Genomic DNA, 17,931 nt, shown 5'->3' with positions numbered 1-17,931 from the left:
GGCACCCCGGGAGCATGGCCTGCGTGACCGCCAACTTCCGCCAGTACCTCACCGGTTGGGGCGTGGCGGACTGCGGTGAGGGTGACCTCGACTACTTCCGCAGCGGGCTGGCTCAGCCACAGTTCAACGGAGTGGTCCGTGTCCGCTCCCTGGATGCGGTCGAGCAGATCACTGCCACCGCGCGAGACCGGCTCGTGGGAGTGCCCTGGTGGTGGTGGGTCGGCCCGGACAGCCCCGCGGGCGCGTCGCTCGCCCTCACCAAGCACGGAGCGAAAGAATTCACAACGATCCCCGTGATGGTCAGACCGCTCGACCAGGCTGTGGATCCGATGGATCCACCGGCCGGCCTGCGGATCGAGGTGGTAACCGATCACGACCAACTGTCGGAACTGGTACGCACCTACAGCGCTTCCATGGGCGTCGCACCGAGCCTCGAACCCGACATCGTGCGGATCGAGTCGCAACGTCGGGACAACGCGGACATCGTCCGCCTGGCGGCGGTTCTCGAGGACCGTGTGGTCGGGACGACGACAGTGATCGCAGCCCACGACGTAGCCGGGATCTTCCTCGTCCACGTCGCGGACACGCATCGCCGACGCGGCATCGGCACAGCACTGACCGCAGCAGCGCTCCGCGTGGGACGGAACCGCGGTACGCGGCTGGCAGCACTCGCCGCGAGCCCGGTCGGCGAGCCACTGTACCGGCGATTCGGGTTCGTCGAAGTTTCGCAGTACCGCCTCTTCAGCTTCCCCGCCTAGCGTGATCTGCCACCTGTACGGAGTGAGGAACCGGAGCGTGTCCCCTAGGCCGGGATGTTCGAGCAGTGCATCGACTGCAGCCGGGCAGTGGAAGAGGCGGCCGTGCACGGACTGTTCTTCGGAAGCGCCGACATGGTGAGCAGGTTCGTTGAGGGAGTATGCGCGGGCTGACCAGTAGGCGGGCTCAGGGCCCGCCTTTCACATACCCGGGCCTTGCCCAACGGCGGGGCCTGCGTCGCCATCATCGACAAGCCCTGGGTGCCTGTCGGCTTCATCGCCCCAGGCCGCGATGAGGCCCGTTTGTGATGGGTGGGCCCGATTTTGCGAGCAAGTGCAGTACCGCACCCGCTACGTTTTCTGGCTGCGGGAGATGGAGGTGGAGTGGCTGCGGACGGCGACAGGCTGGATGGAGCCCGCCGAGACCTACGAGATGCCGCCGACGCAGCGGTGGGGGCTGCTCAACGCCCGTCCCGTCACCGTCTACCTGTGGCATAGGTCGCGCCGCGGCGGACTGGAGGACTTCGTCACACCCCGCCAAGGCGGGCCGCGGCTCCGTCTCAGATGTTCGCCGTCATCCGCCTGCTCATCGGACTTGGCCACCGAGACGAGGCACGCCTACGCGCCCACACCTCAACGCCCACCTCGCCGGCCTCGACCTCGAACCCACCCCCGCGACCCAAGCCGTCCTCATGCGACTTCACACCCGCCCCAGATCCTGACGGGAGACGAAAACTCCGGCACCGCCACGTCCAGCGGCCGGCTGATCCGGCATCTTCGCGGCCCTGGCGCCGCCGCCGTGGTTACGGGAACCTCCGCTCGCGCAGCCGCTCAGGTTTCAGGGTTCGCGGGCGGTGACCGGGGTGACGGGGTGACCGGCGCACCAGACGGCGCGGATGTCGCGGGTGGCCGTGATGTCCCGGGTCGGGTCGCCGTTGACCAGCAACAGGTCGGCCCGCATGCCCGGCCGGACGGCGCCCCGGTCGGCCAGGCCGAAGGCGCGGGCGGGCAGCACGGTCGCCGAGCGCAGGATCTCCACCGGCGTCATTCCGGCCCGCGCCATCAGCTCGAACTCGTGATGCAGGCTCTCGCCGTGGGGCACGGGCACCGGCGCGGACGGCCCGGCGTTCGCGTCCGTCCCGGCGAGGATCTCAACACCGGCCCGGTGCAGACGCCCGACATCGCCCAGCACCTCCCCCAGGGGGTCGGCCCGCCCAGGCGGCGGGCCGGAGGTCACGAAGGCGGTGAGCAACGCCTCCATCATGGTGATCGTCGCGATGGACCGCTGGCCGGCGCTCCTCATCGCGGCCACGTCGCGCTCCCGGACCCCGCCGGCGATCGGCGTGTGCGTGACGAACTCCGCTCCCGACTCCACGGCCATCGTGTAGGCGCCCGGGGTGGCGGCGTGCACAATCGTCTTGAGCCCGTACTCGCGCGCCGTCTCCACCAGCGCGCGCAGCGCGTCCGCGGGCGGCCCGCCCTCGCCGGGGGCCTCGGCGACGCCCTTGATGTAGTCGACACCCTCCGCCGCCCGCGCCTCGACGTGCCGCCGGGCATCGGCTGCCGTCAGGATGACGGCTTCCGGCGGCATTCCCGGCATGCGGGCGTGGTGGCCGCCCGGCCCGATCGCGGGCAGTCCGGCGGTACGGAAGTCGGCCGCTCCTCTGGTCTCGCGCATCGAGGCCACCCGCTCGGCCGGCCAGCAGGCCATGTCGAGTCCGGTCGTCACTCCCCAGGCGGCCAGGGTGGCCAGGTTCCCGGGGCTGTGCAGGTGGACATGCGCGTCGATCAGCCCGGGCAGCAGCGCCGCTCCCGCCGCGTCGATCTCCTCCGCGCCGGCGGGATCGTCGCCGATCAGCGCACCGTCGATGACAACGGTTTGGGGCTCGCTGAGCCGCTTGCCATCGAAGATCCGCACATTGCGCAAGGCTGTTCTGCCGTCAGTGGACATGGGCCATCCGCCTCAAATAAGGAACAACTTTGTTCACTAACGGAGGCTAGCACGGCCAAGTGCGTGATATATCCGTCCTCATGAGTCCCACCCGCCGCCGCGGAGACGCCCTCACCACCGCGATCTTCCAGGCCGTCCTGAGCGAACTGGCCGGGAGCAGCTTCGAGGAGCTGACGTTCGACAAGATCGCCTCCGCGGCCGGGACCGGGAAAGCGGCCTTGTACCGGCGCTGGTCCACCCCGGCCGAACTCGTCCTCGCCGCGCTGAGCGACCCCGGGACCGGCTTCGGCGAGCCGACGGCGCCGCCCGGCACGGGAGTGCTGCGCGATGACCTGATCGCCCTGCTCGAGCACTTCGTACGGGTGCTCGACGAGCCGCGCGGCCGCGCGCTGCTCCCGCTCATCGCCCACCGCCACCGCCATCCCGAGCTGTTCGAGCAGGTCCACCGGCTGGTGGTCCGCCCGCATCAGGAAGTACTGCTGTCCGTCCTGCGCCAGGCGGTCGAACGCGGCGAAGCCGCACCGGGCAGCCTGACCCCGCGCGTTGTCTCCGTCGGGCCGCGCCTGATCCTTTTCCAGGCATGGGAGGGCGGTCTCGTGGATTCCGGCGAGATCGCCTCCATCGTCGATGAGGTGCTCATTCCGCTGACCAGGCCATGACCCCCTGGCCGGCACCCCGCAGGGCGTTCGTCCAATCGGCCGTGATGACCAGGAGGTCTGGGCTCGGATCGAGCTCAGCCGGCACGGTGCAGTGGCGGTCGAGCACAGTGACTGGTCGTCGGAACGGAGGATATGTGCGGGAGTACGCAGCCATCCTGAACGAGTTGGCGCAGGCTCTTCGTCCGATGTCCTGGGGCGTCACCTGGTCCGAAAAACTGGCCTGAGGACCAGTTCGCTGTTCTGCGCGATCTGGCTGGGTGCTCCACTCAGCGCGACGTGGCCCGCGACATCGCGCTGCGCGGTGTCACGGGCTGGGCGGTGAGTCACGCTGCGGACGACCCGGCCTGAACCGTCGAAGCCGTCGACGGCGAGGAGTTGCAGGCTCGGTCGTCTACGGCCGGGAAGCTGACCGTGAGACCGTCGATCAGAGGTCGCCCGTGGTGAGCATGATTTTGATCGACTCGCGGGCGGCCATCGCGGCATAGCCCTGCGCCACGTTCTCCAGCGGGAGGACGGTGTCGAACACGGGGCCGGGATCCAGGGTCCCGGCCGTGATGCGCGAGATCAGGTCGGGGAGGTACCGGCGTACGGGGGCGATCCCGAGGTTCAGGCTCAGGTTGTGGACGAGAGGCTGGAACAGCGGCAGCGTCGGCGCCGTGTGCGGCACGCCCACCGCGCCGATGGAACCGCCGTCCCGGGCCATGCCGACCGCCATCGCCCAGGACTCCGGCGTGCCGACCGCCTCGATCACATGCCGCACCCCGAGGCCGCCGGTCCGCTCGCGTACCGCCGCGATGCCTTCCTCGCCCCGCTCGGCGATGACGTCGGTCGCTCCGAAGGACTTGCCGACAGCGGCACGGTCCGCGTGGCGGCTCATCAGGAAGATCTGCTCGGCCCCGAGGATGGCCTTCGCCCCCAGCACCGCGCACAGCCCGACGGCTCCGTCGCCGATGACGGCCACCGTGGACCCCTCGGTGACACCCGCCATGACGGCTCCGTGCAGACCGGTGCCCATCACGTCCGAGGCGGACAGCAGCGCGGGGTACACGGACTCGTCGACACCGGCCGGACCGCCGGGCACCTTCACCAGCGTTCCGTCGGCCCATGGCACCCGCACCGCCTGGCCCTGGCCGCCGTCGGCGCCCGCCGAGGCGAAGGTGCCGCCCCTCTCGCACGAGGACTGGATTCCGTCCAGGCAGGCGGGGCAGGTGTTGTCGGACCACGTGAAGGGCGCGACGACCAGGTCGCCGGGGCGGACGGCACGGACCTCGCTGCCGACCTCCTCCACGATGCCGATGAACTCGTGGCCCAGCCGGGACTGCTCCGCACGGGTGATGACGCCCCGGTAGGACCACAGGTCCGAGCCGCAGATGGCGGCGCGCAGAACACGCACGACGGCGTCGGTCGGCTCGGACAACGCGGGGTCGGGCACGTCATCGACGACGACGTGGCCGGCGGACATGTAGAGGGCGGCGCGCAAGGGGATTCCTTCGTGGGGTCGGTTCGATCGGTTAAAAGGCCGGCCTGCGGACGTCCACGGCGAGCGTGGACTCGACGTGGGCGGCCACGGCCAGCAGTTCCATGTCGGTGCCCAGCGGGGACGACAGCTGGAGTCCGATCGGGAGGCCGTCGGCGCTCCAGCCGCAGGGCAGCACCAGGGCCGGGGCTCCGGTGAGGTTGTAGATGCCGGTGAACAGACCCTCCGCGGCCCCCTCCGGCGTGTCCACGGGAGGCGTCGTCACGGGCGCGACGAAGGGCGCGGCGGGGGTCAGCAGGACGTCGATCCCGGCGTAGACCTCGGTCGCGGCGGGCAGCAGTCGCTCTCGTACGGCGAGGGCCTTCCGGTAGTCGGCCTCGCTCACCCCGGAGCCGGAACTCAGCAGCCGCAGGGTCTCCGGCCCGTAGTGGCCGGGGTCGGCGCTCACCCGCGCCCCGTGCACCTGCCACGCCTCGTACAGCAGGATGTGGGGGAAGGCCGCGTCGAGTTCGTGGAAGACGGAGCCGTCCACCTCGACGACGGAGTTGCCGGCGTCGCGGAGGATGTCGAGCGCCGCCCTGACCGCGGCGGCCACCTCCGGCTGGACCTCGGCGTGCTCCAGCATGCCGGGGAGCACTCCCACCCGGATGCCGGCACCGGCTCGTGTCACGGGACGGTCGCCGGTAAGGGCCGAGAAGACCGTGGTCGTGGTCGCGACGTCGCGGGCGAGCAGCCCCACGTGGTCGAGTGTGGGGGCGAGCGGCTCGACGCCGTCGACCGGCAGCGCGCCGTAGCTGGGCTTGAATCCGACCGTGGCGCAGTAGTGGGCCGGGATCCTGATGGAGCCGCCCGTGTCGGTGCCCAGCGCCGCCGGGCATACGCCGGCACCGACCAGGGCGGCCGATCCTCCGCTGGACCCGCCGGCCGTTCGCCCGGGGTTGTAGGGGTTCATCGCCTCCGGCACCTCCGGGTGGACCGCGCCGGCCGCGTACTCCAGCAGCGAGGTCGCCGCGAAGACGTCCGCGCCGGCCGCGCGCAGCGCCTGGACGACCGGGGCGTCGTCGGCGGCCGGCTCGGCGCGCATCGACAGGGGATTGCCGTTGCCGCGCGGGTGTCCGGCGATGTCGATCATGTCCTTGACGGCGACCGGCACGCCGTGCAGGGGTCCCTCGGGCGCGCGCGGCGGCGCGGGGAACAGCGTGACCACGGCGGCGAGCGGCCGGCCGAGTCGTTCGGCTCGTTCGTACGCCGCGAGCAGTCGCAGGTTCGCGACCTCGCAGGTGCGCTCGCCTCGCTCGATCGCCTTGATCAGCTGGCCGGTGTGGGTGGTCAGCGGCCCTGAGAGGTCGTGCAGCAGGTCGTCGACCTCGGTCTTGCGCCTGCGGACCATCAGGTCGCGGTAGATGCCGCTGTGGGACTTGGCGCTGTTGCGGTTGAACGTGACGAGCCGGTCGAGCGAGCCCTCGAGGTCGTCGGGGTCGAAGCCGTCGAACCCCTCGGGCTTCACCGGCGCCTGCGCGAGCACCTCCCTGGCGATGCCGAGCATGAGCGGCCGCCACTCGGGCGCCTCCAGGGAGTCGGCGATGGACAGGTCGGAGACCGCGCCCGCGTAGAGCATCGCGCCGTAGGCCTCCTTGCCCCAGAGGAAGCCCATGATGTTGCCGGTGGCCACGGCGTAGGGCAGGGCCTCTACGAGCTCGCGGACCCGCGGTGTGATCTCACCGCCGGTCGGCTCGCCGACCCGGAAGGTGCCGATGTTGCCCTGCATGATCCGGCCCGGGCCCAGCACGTCCGCCCCGAAGTTCACGAAGCTCACGAGGAGCCGGTGGGCGCCGACGACGGCGGAGAGCCGGTCGGCGGTCAGGCCGTTCTGGAAGCTGACCAGGTATCCGTCGGGAGTGAGCCGATCACGCACGAGCTCCGCGGCCTGGTCGGTGTGATGGCTTTTGACCGCGATCGCGACGCGGCTCAGGCGTTCCGGCAGGCCATCGGGGGTGACCGCCCGCGCCCTCACCGTGAAGTTCTCGACCGGCCCCTCGATGGACAGGCCGTCGCGATTGATGGCCTCGACGTGCGCGGGGTCGGCGTCGCACAGGAGCACGTCGTGGCCGGCACGGATCATGTGCGCGCCGATCGTGCCGCCGATCGCGCCCGCGCCGATGATCGTCAGTTGCATGAGAAGCCGCCTGGTTTGGGAGTGATTGGGGGGCTTTGCCGTTGGACACTACCTGAACCGATTTGAATGCTCTAGTCTGCATCTGCTGGTGAAGTCGGGACGGCGGCCTTACGTATGACAGCTGATCGACGCGTAACCTTTACGAAACGTCGTGATGCTCCAATACTTCGTCGCGGGCCGATCTGATCCTCCGTCGGACCCCCGGAGGCCCTTGCTGAGGCCCCTTTTCGTCCATAGAGACCCCTGCGCACCACCGCGACATCTCGTGAAGGATAGGCATGTCTGACCACAGCACTGACGCACCGACCCCATCGGCCGCACAGATCTTCGCCGGCCTCAGGGTCCCCGACATCAGCCGGCGCCGGATGCTCCAACTCGGCGCGCTCGGCATCGGGGCGTTCGCGTCCGCGCCGCTGCTGGCAGCCTGCGGATCGTCATCGGACACCTCCACCGGCACCTCGTCCGGCGCCTCGTCCGGCGCTGCCAAGAAGGGGGGAGATCTGGTCATCGTCCGTGACCATGACGCGGTGAACATGGACAAGACGATGGTGTTCAGCAACGCCTCGATCTGGACCTACGCACAGATCTACGAGCCGCTGGTCGCCATGACGGAGGACGGCCTGGGGGTGCGGCCCTGGCTCGCGGAGAGCTACGAGATGTCGCCCGACAACAAGTCGTGCACGCTGAAGCTGAGGAAGGACGTGAAGTTCCACAACGGCCAGGCCATGACCTCGGCGGACGTGAAGTTCTCCCTCGACGAGTCGAGCAAGACCAAGGGCGGCTGGGAGTTCATCAACTCCGCGATCAAGGAGGTGACCACGCCGGACGACTACACCGTCGTGGTGACCACCAAGTATCCGTGGGCGCCGTTGCTGGCCGACCTGAGCTGCCCGAACAACGGAATCATCCCGAAGGACTACGCGGGCAAGACCAAGGACGAGTTCTACGCCAACCCGATCGGGACCGGCCCGTTCGTGTGGGGCACCTGGCAGAAGGGCAACGCCCTCACGCTGAAGAAGAACCCCTCGTACTGGCAGTCGGGCAAGCCGTACCTGGACTCGGTCACCTGGAAGGTGGTCGCGGACAGCAATGCCCGCGCGATCCAGCTGCAGGGCGGGCAGGCGCACATCAACGAGAGCCCGCCGTTCTCCAGCCTCGCTCAGCTCAAGAGCACGCCCAACGTGAAGGTCGACCTGTTCCCGTCCACCAGGACGGACTACATCATGATGAACCAGCACAAGAAGCCGTACGACGACGTGCACGTGCGCCGCGCCATCTCCTATGCCATCGACCGGGAGGCGCTGGTCAAGACCATCCTGTTCGGCAACGGCACCCCGGCGAACTCGTTCCTGATGCCGTCGACGCCGTTCTACGACAAGAACTGCCCCGGCATCCAGTACGACATGAACAAGGCCCGGGAGGAGCTGAGTCAGTCGAGCGTGCCGAAGGGCTTCACCACAACGTGGCTCGCCATGTCGGGCGACGCGGTGGACGCGGCGATCGCGCAGGTCCTGCAGGCGTCGCTGAAGGAGCTCGGCATCACGATGAACATCCAGAACGTGGACCCGAGCGCGCAGCACGACATGACCGGCAAGCTGGATTACGAGATCGCGCACTCGTACTGGACGATGGACCTGGCCGACCCCGACGAGCTGGCGCAGTTCGCCCTCGATCCCACTTCCGGCGGGCACTCCTTCGACACCGGCTTCAACGACCCGGAGATCATGGATCTGGTCCACCAGGCGCAGAAGGAGTTCGACAAGACCAAGCGCCAGGCCCTGTACAGCCAGCTCCAGGCGAAGGCCGCCGAGTCCGCGTTCCTCGCGTTCCTGTTCTACACGCCCTTCCCGTACGCGACGGCGAGCGACGTGAAGGGCTTCAAGGTCCTGCCGACAGGGTCCTACCACATGGAAGACGTCTCGCTCTGAGCAGGGCCGATGCGGACTGAGAACTTGGAGCGAGAGCAACGATGAGGTATCTCGTCTACATCCTGAAACGGGTGGTGTCCCTGATCCCGGTGCTGCTCGGGATCTCGTTCATCGTCTTCTTCCTGATCCGGCTGATCCCGGGAGACCCGGCGGCGACCCTGCTCGGCGTGCACGCCACCCCGGAGGCGGTCAAGGAACTGCGCGATCAGATGGGGCTCGAGAAGCCACTGCTGAGCCAGTATCTGACGTTCCTGGGCCACCTGCTGCAGGGCAACCTCGGATTCTCCTACGTGTACAACAGCTCGGTCCTGGGACTGATCGGGACCAGTCTGCCGGTGACGATCTGGCTGCTGGTCTCGGGCACCTTCTTCACGCTGCTGATCGCCGTACCGCTGGCCGTCCTGGCCGCGGCGCGGCGCAACGGGGTCGCCGACAACATCATCCGGGCGGTGCCGGTCGTGGGTCTGGGGTTGCCGGCGTTCCTGCTGGGCATCGTGCTCATCCTGGTCTTCGGACTGAAGCTGGGCTGGTTCCCGGTCGGGGGGTACGGCGACAGCCTGGGCGAGCACCTGCGCGGCATCGTGCTGCCGGGCATCACGGTCGCCCTGACGCTCGCGCCGATCGTGATCCGCAGCCTGCGCGCCAGCATGATCGAGGTGCTGAGCAGCGACTACATCGTGACGGCGCACAGCAAGGGGATCAGCACCGCGCGGGTGGTGCTCGGACACGCCCTGCGCAACGCCGCCGTCTCGTCGGTCACCGTCCTGGGCGTCAACATCGCCTATCTCACGGGATCGACGCTGGTGGTCGAACGGGTCTTCTCGCTCCCCGGCATCGGACAGCAGATGATCAATTCCATTTTCGGAAGGGACTTCCCCACCGTGCAGGGAATCACTCTGGTCTTCGCGATCATGGTCGTCGTCGTGAACCTGTTGACCGACGTGGCGCACTCCGCCCTCGATCCCCGGGTTCAGCTCACATGAGCGCGGTCGCCACCGCGGGCCCCGCCGTGCCGGCGGGTTCCGGCGGCCGCCGCAGGCGTGGACGGTGGAACGCGCCGCTCGTCGCCGGGCTGATCCTGTTCGGCCTGATCGTCGCCCTCGCGCTCTGCGCGCCCCTGCTGACGAGCCAGGATCCGATCAAGCAGAACCTCCAGGCCGCCTTCCTCGACCCCGGCGCGAAGGGCCACCTGCTCGGCACCGACGCGCTCGGGCGCGACGTGCTGGCCCGGCTGCTCTACGGAGCCCGCGTCGACCTGCGGGTCGGCGTGGTGGCGGTCATCTCGCCGCTGATCATCGGCAGCCTGATCGGGCTGGTCGCGGGATGGTTCGGCGGATGGGTGGACGCCGTCATCGGCCGGATCGTGGACATGGTGATCGCGTTCCCGTTCCTGGTCCTGGTCATCGCGCTGGTCTTCGCGATGGGGCCGGGGACGACCAGCATCTACGTCGCGGTCACCCTGGTCGGGTGGGTGGCGTACTGCCGCATCGTCCGTGGTCAGGTCCTGGTCGCCAAGGAGCAGGAGTACGCCATGGCGGCGCGGGCCAGCGGGCTGCCGACGTGGCGGATCCTGCTCCGGCACCTGCTGCCGAACGTCGTCCTGCAGGCGATCATCTTCTCGATGAGCGACATCGTGCTCACCCTGCTGGCGATCGTGACCCTCGGTTTCCTCGGCCTCGGCGTGCCGCCGCCGACCCCCGACTGGGGAACCATGATCCAGGAAGGTCAGCAGTTCATCTTGACCAAGTGGTACATGGCCACGATCCCGGGCCTGGCCGTCGTCGTCACGGGACTCGCGCTGGCGCTGATCGCGGACGGCATCGTGGAGAAGGCGAACCAATGACCCCTCCGCTGCTAGAGGTGCACGACCTGCACGTCGACATCCCCATGCCGCACGCACGGCTGCACGCGGTCCGCGGCGTGTCCCTCACGGTGGGCGCGGCCGAGTCGGTGGGGCTGGTCGGCGAGTCCGGCTCGGGCAAGAGCCTCACCCTGCGCGCGCTGCTCGGACTGCTGCCCCGCCCGGCGCGGATCGTCTCGGGAACCATCCTCATCGACGGCGAGGACGTCACCGGGCTGCCGGCCAAGCGACTGCGGCGCCGGCTGGCCGACACGATGAGCATGATCTTCCAGGACTCGCTGACGGCGCTGAACCCGGTCATGCGCGTGGGCGACCAGATCGCCGAGGCGCCGCTGCGCAGGCTCGGCAAGTCGCGCGGCGAGGCCAGGGCGATCGCCGTCGACCTCATGAGAGAGGTCGGGATAGCCGATCCCGAGCGCCGGTACGAGCTGTATCCGCACCAGCTGTCCGGCGGGATGCGCCAGCGTGTCTGCATCGCGATCGCGCTGTCCACCAAGCCCCGGCTCATCCTCGCCGACGAGCCGACGACAGCCTTGGACGTGACGATCCAGGCCCAGGTCCTCGGCGTCCTGCGGCAGCTCAAGCAGGAGGAGCACGTCGGCCTGCTGCTGGTCAGCCACGACCTGGCCGTGGTCAGCCAGACCTGCTCGCGGCTGTACGTCATGTACGCCGGCAAGGTCGTCGAGTCCGGCGACCTGGTCGACCTGGTGACCGAGCCCCGGCATCCGTACACCTTCTCCCTGCTCAGGTCGGTGCCCGACCCGGACCGGCGCGTGGCCCGGCTGCTGACCATCCACGGCCGGCCGCCGGACCTCACCCAGCCTCTGACCGGCTGCTCCTTCGCCCCCCGATGCCCGTTCGCCGAGGACGCCTGCCGAGCGGGGGAGCCGGAGCCGGTGCCTGCCGGAACGGGGAGACTGAGCGCCTGCCGGCGCGTGGACACGGCGGAGCGGTGGAATGCGATGGCCGAGGAAGAAGCGGGGAGCACGCGGTGACGGCGGCTGACGAGATTCTCTCGATCGAGGGCCTGGCCCGGCACTTCACCCCTCCCGTCGCGGTGACCGACCGGCTCTTCCGGAAGAAGCCGGTGGTGAACCGCGCGGTCGACGGCGTGGACCTGGTGCTGCACAAGGGGGAGACGCTGGGCCTCGTCGGCGAGTCTGGCTGCGGCAAGTCGACCCTCGCGCGCACCATCGTCGGCCTGTACCGCCCGACGGCGGGCACGATCAACTACGAGGGCGAGGTCCTGCCGGAGAGACGCACCCGGGCACAGCAGCGCGCGATCCAGATGGTCTTCCAGGACCCCTACAGCTCGCTGAACCCGCGGATGACGGTCGGGCAGATGCTCTCGGAGCTGCTCCGGTTCCACAAGCTGGTCCCGCGCAACAAGGTGGACGCGCGCAACCGCGAGCTGATGCACCTGGTCGGCCTGCCGGAAAGCGCCCTGGGCCAGCGCCCGCGACAGTTCTCGGGCGGGCAGCGGCAGCGCGTCGGCATCGCTCGGGCGCTGGCGCTGGAGCCGGCCGTGCTGGTGGCGGACGAACCGGTGTCCGCCCTCGATGTGTCGGTCCAGGCCACCATCATCAACCTGCTGGCCGACCTCAAGGAGACGCTCCACCTGTCGGTCATCTTCGTCTCGCACAACATGGCGGTCGTGCGGCAGATCTGCGAACGCACGGCGGTGATGTACCGGGGCCGCATCGTCGAGACCGGGGCCACCGCCACCCTGTTCGACGATCCGGCGCATCCGTACACCCGGCTGCTCATCGGCTCGGTTCCCCGCCTGGCCGGCGCGGGGGGCCCAGTGGAGGTGGAGGCGGAGGCGGAGCGGACCGGCGACCTCGGTCCCGTGAGGGAGGAAATCGCGCGGTCCGCGGCGCGCGACGGGACCCAGCCCTGCCGCTTCGCGGACCGGTGCCCGTCGGTCGTCGCCGCGTGCGCCGCCGAGCCGCCGCTGCTCGCCGATCCCCGCGACGCACGCAGGCGCGCCGCCTGCGTGCACATCACCCACCACCCTGAAGGAGTGATCGCGTGAGCGGTCCGATCGTCATCGGCAGCGAGCGGAGCGAGGCCGGCCTGCCCGCCGCCATGGAGACACTCGCCCGCGGCGGCTCCGCCCTGGACGCGGTCGAGGCCGGTCTGCGCAGGTGCGAGGACAACCTGGACGACCACTACGTCGGGACCGGCGGGCTGCCGAACGCCCAGGGTGTGGTGGAGCTCGACGCGTCGGTGATGGTCGGCTCGACGAGGGCGTTCGGCGCCGTCGGCGCGGTGAAGGGATTCCCCAACCCCGTCTCCATCGCCCGGGCCGTCCTGGAGCGGCTGCCCCAGCACAGCCTCCTCGTCGGCGAGGGCGCCGAGCTGTTCGCCGAGGAGAACGGATTCGCCCGCGCGGAGCTGCTGACCGAGGAGTCCACGAAGCTGTTCCTGTCGGCACTCCAGCCCTCGGACGAGTCCGTCGAAGGCGAGCGGACCGCGGCGCAGGCCGGCGACGAGCTGTACCGCCGGACCGCGCTCGACCTCGTCAACCGCTTCGCCCCGCACGACGGGCCCTGGGGGACCATCAACATCATCGCCCTCGACGCCTCGGGCGAGCTCGTCGTGGGCGTGTCCACCAGCGGCTACCCCTGGAAGTATCCGGGGCGTATCGGGGACTCCGCCGTTCCGGGCGCGGGAAACTACGCCGACGCGCGGTACGGAGGCGCCGCCTGCACGGGGCGGGGAGAGCTGAGCATGCGGGTCCTCGGCGCCCGCGGCATCGTCGCGGACATCGCGCGCGGGCTCGACCCCTCGGCGGCGTGCCTGGCGATGCTCGCCGACGCGGCCACCCTGCCCGACGAGTTCCGCGCCGAGCTGCGCTGTCTCGCCCTCACGCCGGACGGCCGGCACGGCGCGGCGGCGGGACAGGCCGGCTCGTACTACGTGGTGATGACCGAGAGCTCGACCGGACCGGAGTCCCACCCGAGGAGCGTGCTGTCGTGAAAATCTTCATCTCCTCCGACATGGAGGGGACCGCCGGCGTGGTGGACTGGGACCAGTGCGTCATCGGCGGGTCGCAGTACCCGTACTACACCGAGCTGCTGACGGGCGAGATCAACGCCGCCATCGAGGGCGCGATGCGGGCGGGCGCCACGGAGTTCCTGGTGAACGACGCGCACTCGAAGATGGCGAACCTGAAACCGGACGCACTCGCCGGACGTGCCGGCTATCTGTCCGGCCGGTACAAGCCGATGTACATGATGCAGGGGCTCGACCCGAGCTTCGACGCGATCTTCCTGGTCTCGTATCACGGATCGATGGGCAGCAGGGGCTCGGTCCTGTCGCACACCTACTTCCCGTCGGCGTTCGCCGAGGTGAAGATCAACGGTGCTGTCGCCGGTGAGGCGGGCATCAACGCGCTCGTGGCGGCCGCGTACCAGGTGCCGATCGTGCTGGTCACCGGCGACGCGACGACCGCCGAGGAGACCGAGCGGTTCTGCCCGGGAATCAAGTCCGCGGTCGTGAAGCGGTCGGTGTCCCGGTTCTCCGCCGAGGCGTTGCACCCGGAGGCCGCGAGGGACCTGATCCGGGAGCGGGCGCGCGAGGCCGTCGAGCACCTGCCGGGCGCGGCGCCGCCGTCCATCGGCCTCCCGGTCACGCTCGGCATGTCCTTCCGCAGCAGCGACTACTGCGAGCTGGCCGCCAGGATCGCCGGAGTCGAGCGGACCGGGGACCTGTCGGCGGTCATCGTCGGAGACGACCCGCTGTGGATCTATCAGACGTTCATCACTGTCGTGCTGCTGTGCCGGGGGCTGGTCGAATGAGGATAGTCAACGTGCTCACGCGGCCGGTTCGCACCGGCTTCTTCGCCGACGACCAGGCGGCGATCAGGGCCGGTGCGGAGCACGACGGCTTCGCCTACGCGGGCGCCCCGATCACGCCCGGGTTCTCCGCGATCCGGCAGGCGGGCGAGGCGCTGTCGGTCATGCTGCTCCTCGAAGACGGCTCCGTGGCCCACGGCGACTGCGCGGCGGTGCAGTACAGCGGTGCCGGCGGCCGCGACCCGCTCTTCAGCGCCGCGGCGGCGCGCCGGGACGTCGAGGAGCACCTCGTCCCGATGCTGGCCGGCGCGGAGCTCGGCTCGTTCCGCGAGCTGGCCGGGCGGGTGGACGCATGCCGTACGACCTCCGGTCCGTTGCACACGGCCATCCGGTACGGCGTGACCCAGGCGGTGCTCGACGCCGTCGCGCAGAGCCGGCGGCTCACCATGGCCGAGGTCGTGCGTGACGAATACGCGACCGGCGTCGATCTGGCACCGGTGCCGATGTTCGCGCAGACCGGCGACGACCGGTACGCCAACGCCGAGAAGATGATCCTCAAACAGGTGGACGTCCTTCCGCACGCCCTGATCAACAACGTCGACACCAAGCTGGGCCGGGGTGGCGAACTCCTCGAGGACTACCTGCGGTGGCTGGTGAAGAGGATCGGGGAGCTGCGCCCGGACAGCGCGTACACGCCCCGGTTGCACGTCGACACCTACGGCACCGTGGGCCTTGCCTTCGACGGCGACGTCGGCGCAGTCGCCGCCTATCTCGCCCGTCTCGGGGAGATCGCGGCCCCATACGAGCTGGTGGTCGAGCATCCCGTCGACGCCGGGAGCCGGGAGGCCCAGATCGAGACGTACGTCCGGCTGCGGGCCGCCCTGCGGAGGCTGGACGCACGGGTGAAGATCGCCGTCGACGAGTGGTGCAACACCCTTGAGGACATCGAGATGTTCGTCGACCGGGGCGCGGCCGACGTGATCCACGTCAAGACACCGGACCTCGGCGGCATCGGCAACACGATCGAGGCGCTGCTGCTGGTGCGCGACCGCGGACTTGTCGCGTACTGCGGCGGCACGTGCAACGAGACGGACCGCTCGGCGCAGGTCACCGCCAACGTCGCCATGGCGTGCGGTGCGGGACAGGTGCTGGCCAAGCCCGGAATGGGAGTGGACGAGGGACTGATGATCGTGGGAAACGAGATGGCACGGGTGGCGGCGATCGCCGCGGCACGCCGAGAGCCGGTCCTGCCGTGAGGCCGCTGGAGGATGTCAGGATCATCGCGATCGAGCAGTACGGCGCGGGGCCGTTCGGGAGCGTGCATCTGGCGGACCTGGGAGCCGAGGTCATCAAGATCGAGGACCCGTCGACCGGCGGTGACATCGGGAGGTACGTCGTTCCCGAGCAGCACGGCGAGGACAGCCTGTTCTTCGAGACGTTCAACCGCAACAAGCGCAGCCTCAGCCTCGACATCTCCACGCCCGAGGGCCGCGCCGTGTTCGAGGACCTGGTCAAGGTCAGCGACGTGGTGCACTCGAACCTGCGGGGAGACGTGCCGGCCAAGCTGGGGATCCGCTACGACGACCTCAAGCATCTCAACCCGGCGATCGTGTGCAGTTCGCTCAGCGGGTTCGGCATGACCGGGCCGCGCAGCGCCGAACCCGGTTACGACTACGTGCTGCAGGGCATGGCCGGCTGGATGGACCTCACCGGCGAGCCCGGCGGACCGCCCACCAAGTCCGGGCTGTCGCTCGTGGACTACTCGGGCGGCCTGGTGGCGGCGGCGTCCATCCTGGCCGCGCTGCACGCCGCGCGGCGCGACGGCGTCGGCGCCGACTGCGACGTCAGCCTGTTCGATACGGCGATCTCCATGCTGACCTACCCGGCCGCCTGGCAGCTCAACGGCGACTTCGAGCCCAGGCGCACCCACCACTCCGCTCATCCGTCGCTCGTCCCCTTCCAGGCCTTCCCGACGGGAGACGGCTGGCTGGTGGTCGCCTGCCCGAAGGAGAAGTTCTTCCGCCGGCTCGCCGGGGCCCTCGGGCATCCGGAGTGGCCGGACGACCCCCGATACCGGGACTTCGCCGCGCGGCGGGAGAACGCCGAGGCCCTGCTGGCCGAGCTCGAGGCGGTGTTCGCCACCGGCACGAGCGAGCACTGGCTGGGCCTGCTGCGGTCGGCCGGGGTGCCGTGCGGGCCGGTGAACACCGTGGCGCAGGCCCTGCGGGATCCGCACACCGTCGCCCGGGGCATGGTCGTCGAGACCGAGCATCCCTACTTCGGCACCGTGCGGCAGGTCGCGAGCCCGCTGCGGGTGGGTGCGGAGCAACGCGCCCACGCGCGTGCTCCCCGGCGCGACGAGGACGCCGGCTACGTCCTGGGCGAGGTGCTCGGGTACGACGCGGAACGCATCGAGCGGCTGCGCGCCGCCGATCGCCGGGACTGAGGCCTCCCCGATGGCCACGCCGCCGCGAGGTCCGTGACCCGCCCCCGAAAACGCCTTCGGGCGCACGGACCCCCCCACACGATTCCCCGGTGAGCCGGCCGGACCGCTCAGGCCGGCTCACCGGACGGGGCCGACAGCAGGTCGGCCACCAGGTTCTTCGGCTCTATCTCCACCAGGCTCAGCGCGGTCTCCGTGCGCTGCACGCCCTCGATCTGCCAGATGCAGTCCATGAGCAGCTGCCGCAGATGCTGGTGATCACGCACCCGGAGCCGGGCGAGCATGTCCATGGCACCGGTGACGATGTCGAGCCCTTCCAGCTCGGGTATCAGGGCGAGCTGCTCGACGAGGTCCTGCTGCTGGTAGCCCTGGACGGCCGTGATGATCAGGTACACCGTCATCGGATAGCCCACGGCGCTCCAGTTCACGCGCACGCCGTACCCCTGGATCACGCCAAGACGTTCCAGACGCGCGATGCGTTCTCCGACCGCGGGGGCGGACATTCCGAGCTCGCGGGCGAGTGCCCGCTGCGAGCGCCTGGAGTCCTGGCTGAGCAGGACGAGTATCTGCCGGTCCACGTCGTCGAGCGGAACCGGAGGCACAGGGACGGGCACGTCGGCGAGAGCACGCAGGGGAGTGGCCGAGGTATGTGAAGCAGCCGGGGCGTGCGAAGCAGGGGAGCGGCGGCGAGGGGGCATGGCGGGAAGGCTACCCCGCCGGGGACACGGAAAGAGCACGGAAAGAGCACCGCCGCCGGAGTCACCCGTGCCACAGGTGCCACATCCCGGGGCGAACACCCGCGGCGACAGGCGATCCGAATGCGTTTGCAGTGGACGGCTGGTATTTGCGGGGCAAATGGTTAGTATGAGACGCAACTTCCC

Annotated in this window: 15 protein-coding genes; 11 read left to right on the top strand and 4 right to left on the bottom strand. The window is 69.9% G+C overall.

From position 1 onward, the window contains the following. Positions 1-23: 23 nt before the first annotated feature. Entirely contained in the window at positions 24-758 is a 735-nt protein-coding gene (locus ACGFIB_RS00510; RefSeq protein ID WP_357249448.1) for a GNAT family N-acetyltransferase, read from the top strand. Between the two features lie 835 nt (positions 759-1,593). Here the strand turns inward: ACGFIB_RS00510 and ACGFIB_RS00505 are convergent. Then, entirely contained in the window at positions 1,594-2,673 is a 1,080-nt protein-coding gene (locus ACGFIB_RS00505; RefSeq protein ID WP_393367554.1) for an amidohydrolase family protein, read from the bottom strand. A gap of 113 nt (positions 2,674-2,786) precedes the next feature. On the opposite strand from ACGFIB_RS00505, the gene ACGFIB_RS00500 reads away from it, so the two are divergent. Next, positions 2,787-3,365 (top strand): TetR/AcrR family transcriptional regulator, encoded by a 579-nt coding sequence (locus ACGFIB_RS00500; protein ID WP_393367552.1) that lies wholly within the window; start codon positions 2,787-2,789, stop codon positions 3,363-3,365. A 424-nt stretch (positions 3,366-3,789) separates the two neighbouring features. Here ACGFIB_RS00500 and ACGFIB_RS00495 read toward each other — a convergent pair whose 3' ends face one another. Together ACGFIB_RS00495 and ACGFIB_RS00490 are read right to left on the bottom strand one after the other, a co-directional pair. Then, positions 3,790-4,845, bottom strand: coding sequence for a zinc-binding dehydrogenase (locus ACGFIB_RS00495; RefSeq protein WP_393367550.1), 1,056 nt, complete (start codon positions 4,843-4,845; stop codon positions 3,790-3,792). A 31-nt stretch (positions 4,846-4,876) separates the two neighbouring features. Further along, the gene (locus ACGFIB_RS00490) at positions 4,877-7,018 is read right to left on the bottom strand and encodes an amidase family protein (protein WP_393367548.1); all 2,142 of its coding nucleotides are present in this window, start codon (positions 7,016-7,018) and stop codon (positions 4,877-4,879) included. A 278-nt stretch (positions 7,019-7,296) separates the two neighbouring features. Here ACGFIB_RS00490 and ACGFIB_RS00485 point away from each other — a divergent pair, with 278 nt between their 5' ends. Genes ACGFIB_RS00485 through ACGFIB_RS00445 form a run of 9 tightly spaced genes read left to right on the top strand, consistent with a single transcriptional unit; the run spans position 7,297 to position 17,053 of the window. Next, positions 7,297-8,946 carry an ABC transporter substrate-binding protein gene (locus tag ACGFIB_RS00485; protein ID WP_142575079.1) on the top strand — a complete coding sequence of 550 codons (1,650 nt, stop codon included), beginning with the start codon at positions 7,297-7,299 and terminating at the stop codon, positions 8,944-8,946. Positions 8,947-8,987: 41 nt separating this feature from the next. Further along, positions 8,988-9,929, top strand: a complete 942-nt coding sequence (locus ACGFIB_RS00480) for an ABC transporter permease (RefSeq protein ID WP_142575080.1) — start codon at positions 8,988-8,990, stop codon at positions 9,927-9,929. Next, positions 9,926-10,789 (top strand): ABC transporter permease, encoded by an 864-nt coding sequence (locus ACGFIB_RS00475; protein ID WP_142575081.1) that lies wholly within the window; start codon positions 9,926-9,928, stop codon positions 10,787-10,789. Before ACGFIB_RS00480 ends, ACGFIB_RS00475 begins: the two co-directional genes overlap by 4 nt. Then, the gene (locus tag ACGFIB_RS00470; protein WP_208762464.1) at positions 10,786-11,802 is read left to right on the top strand and encodes an ABC transporter ATP-binding protein; all 1,017 of its coding nucleotides are present in this window, start codon (positions 10,786-10,788) and stop codon (positions 11,800-11,802) included. Before ACGFIB_RS00475 ends, ACGFIB_RS00470 begins: the two co-directional genes overlap by 4 nt. Next, positions 11,799-12,842 carry an oligopeptide/dipeptide ABC transporter ATP-binding protein gene (locus ACGFIB_RS00465; RefSeq protein ID WP_393367544.1) on the top strand — a complete coding sequence of 348 codons (1,044 nt, stop codon included), beginning with the start codon at positions 11,799-11,801 and terminating at the stop codon, positions 12,840-12,842. Before ACGFIB_RS00470 ends, ACGFIB_RS00465 begins: the two co-directional genes overlap by 4 nt. Then, positions 12,839-13,789, top strand: coding sequence for a N(4)-(beta-N-acetylglucosaminyl)-L-asparaginase (locus tag ACGFIB_RS00460; RefSeq protein ID WP_142575083.1), 951 nt, complete (start codon positions 12,839-12,841; stop codon positions 13,787-13,789). Before ACGFIB_RS00465 ends, ACGFIB_RS00460 begins: the two co-directional genes overlap by 4 nt. Further along, positions 13,786-14,610, top strand: coding sequence for a M55 family metallopeptidase (locus tag ACGFIB_RS00455; RefSeq protein ID WP_142575084.1), 825 nt, complete (start codon positions 13,786-13,788; stop codon positions 14,608-14,610). Before ACGFIB_RS00460 ends, ACGFIB_RS00455 begins: the two co-directional genes overlap by 4 nt. A gap of 11 nt (positions 14,611-14,621) precedes the next feature. Next, the gene (locus ACGFIB_RS00450) at positions 14,622-15,863 is read left to right on the top strand and encodes a methylaspartate ammonia-lyase (RefSeq protein ID WP_393367542.1); all 1,242 of its coding nucleotides are present in this window, start codon (positions 14,622-14,624) and stop codon (positions 15,861-15,863) included. Continuing rightward, positions 15,860-17,053 (top strand): CaiB/BaiF CoA transferase family protein, encoded by a 1,194-nt coding sequence (locus ACGFIB_RS00445; RefSeq protein ID WP_142575086.1) that lies wholly within the window; start codon positions 15,860-15,862, stop codon positions 17,051-17,053. Before ACGFIB_RS00450 ends, ACGFIB_RS00445 begins: the two co-directional genes overlap by 4 nt. A 107-nt stretch (positions 17,054-17,160) precedes the next feature. On the opposite strand, the gene ACGFIB_RS00440 is transcribed toward ACGFIB_RS00445, so the two are convergent. Continuing rightward, positions 17,161-17,664, bottom strand: a complete 504-nt coding sequence (locus tag ACGFIB_RS00440) for an Lrp/AsnC family transcriptional regulator (RefSeq protein WP_167748444.1) — start codon at positions 17,662-17,664, stop codon at positions 17,161-17,163. Positions 17,665-17,931: the final 267 nt, after the last annotated feature.

Source organism: Microbispora bryophytorum, assembly GCF_043197435.1.
GTDB lineage: Bacteria > Actinomycetota > Actinomycetes > Streptosporangiales > Streptosporangiaceae > Microbispora > Microbispora bryophytorum.
The sequence above is the reverse complement of the archived record's forward strand: the minus strand, read 5'-3'. Positions and strand labels throughout refer to the sequence as shown.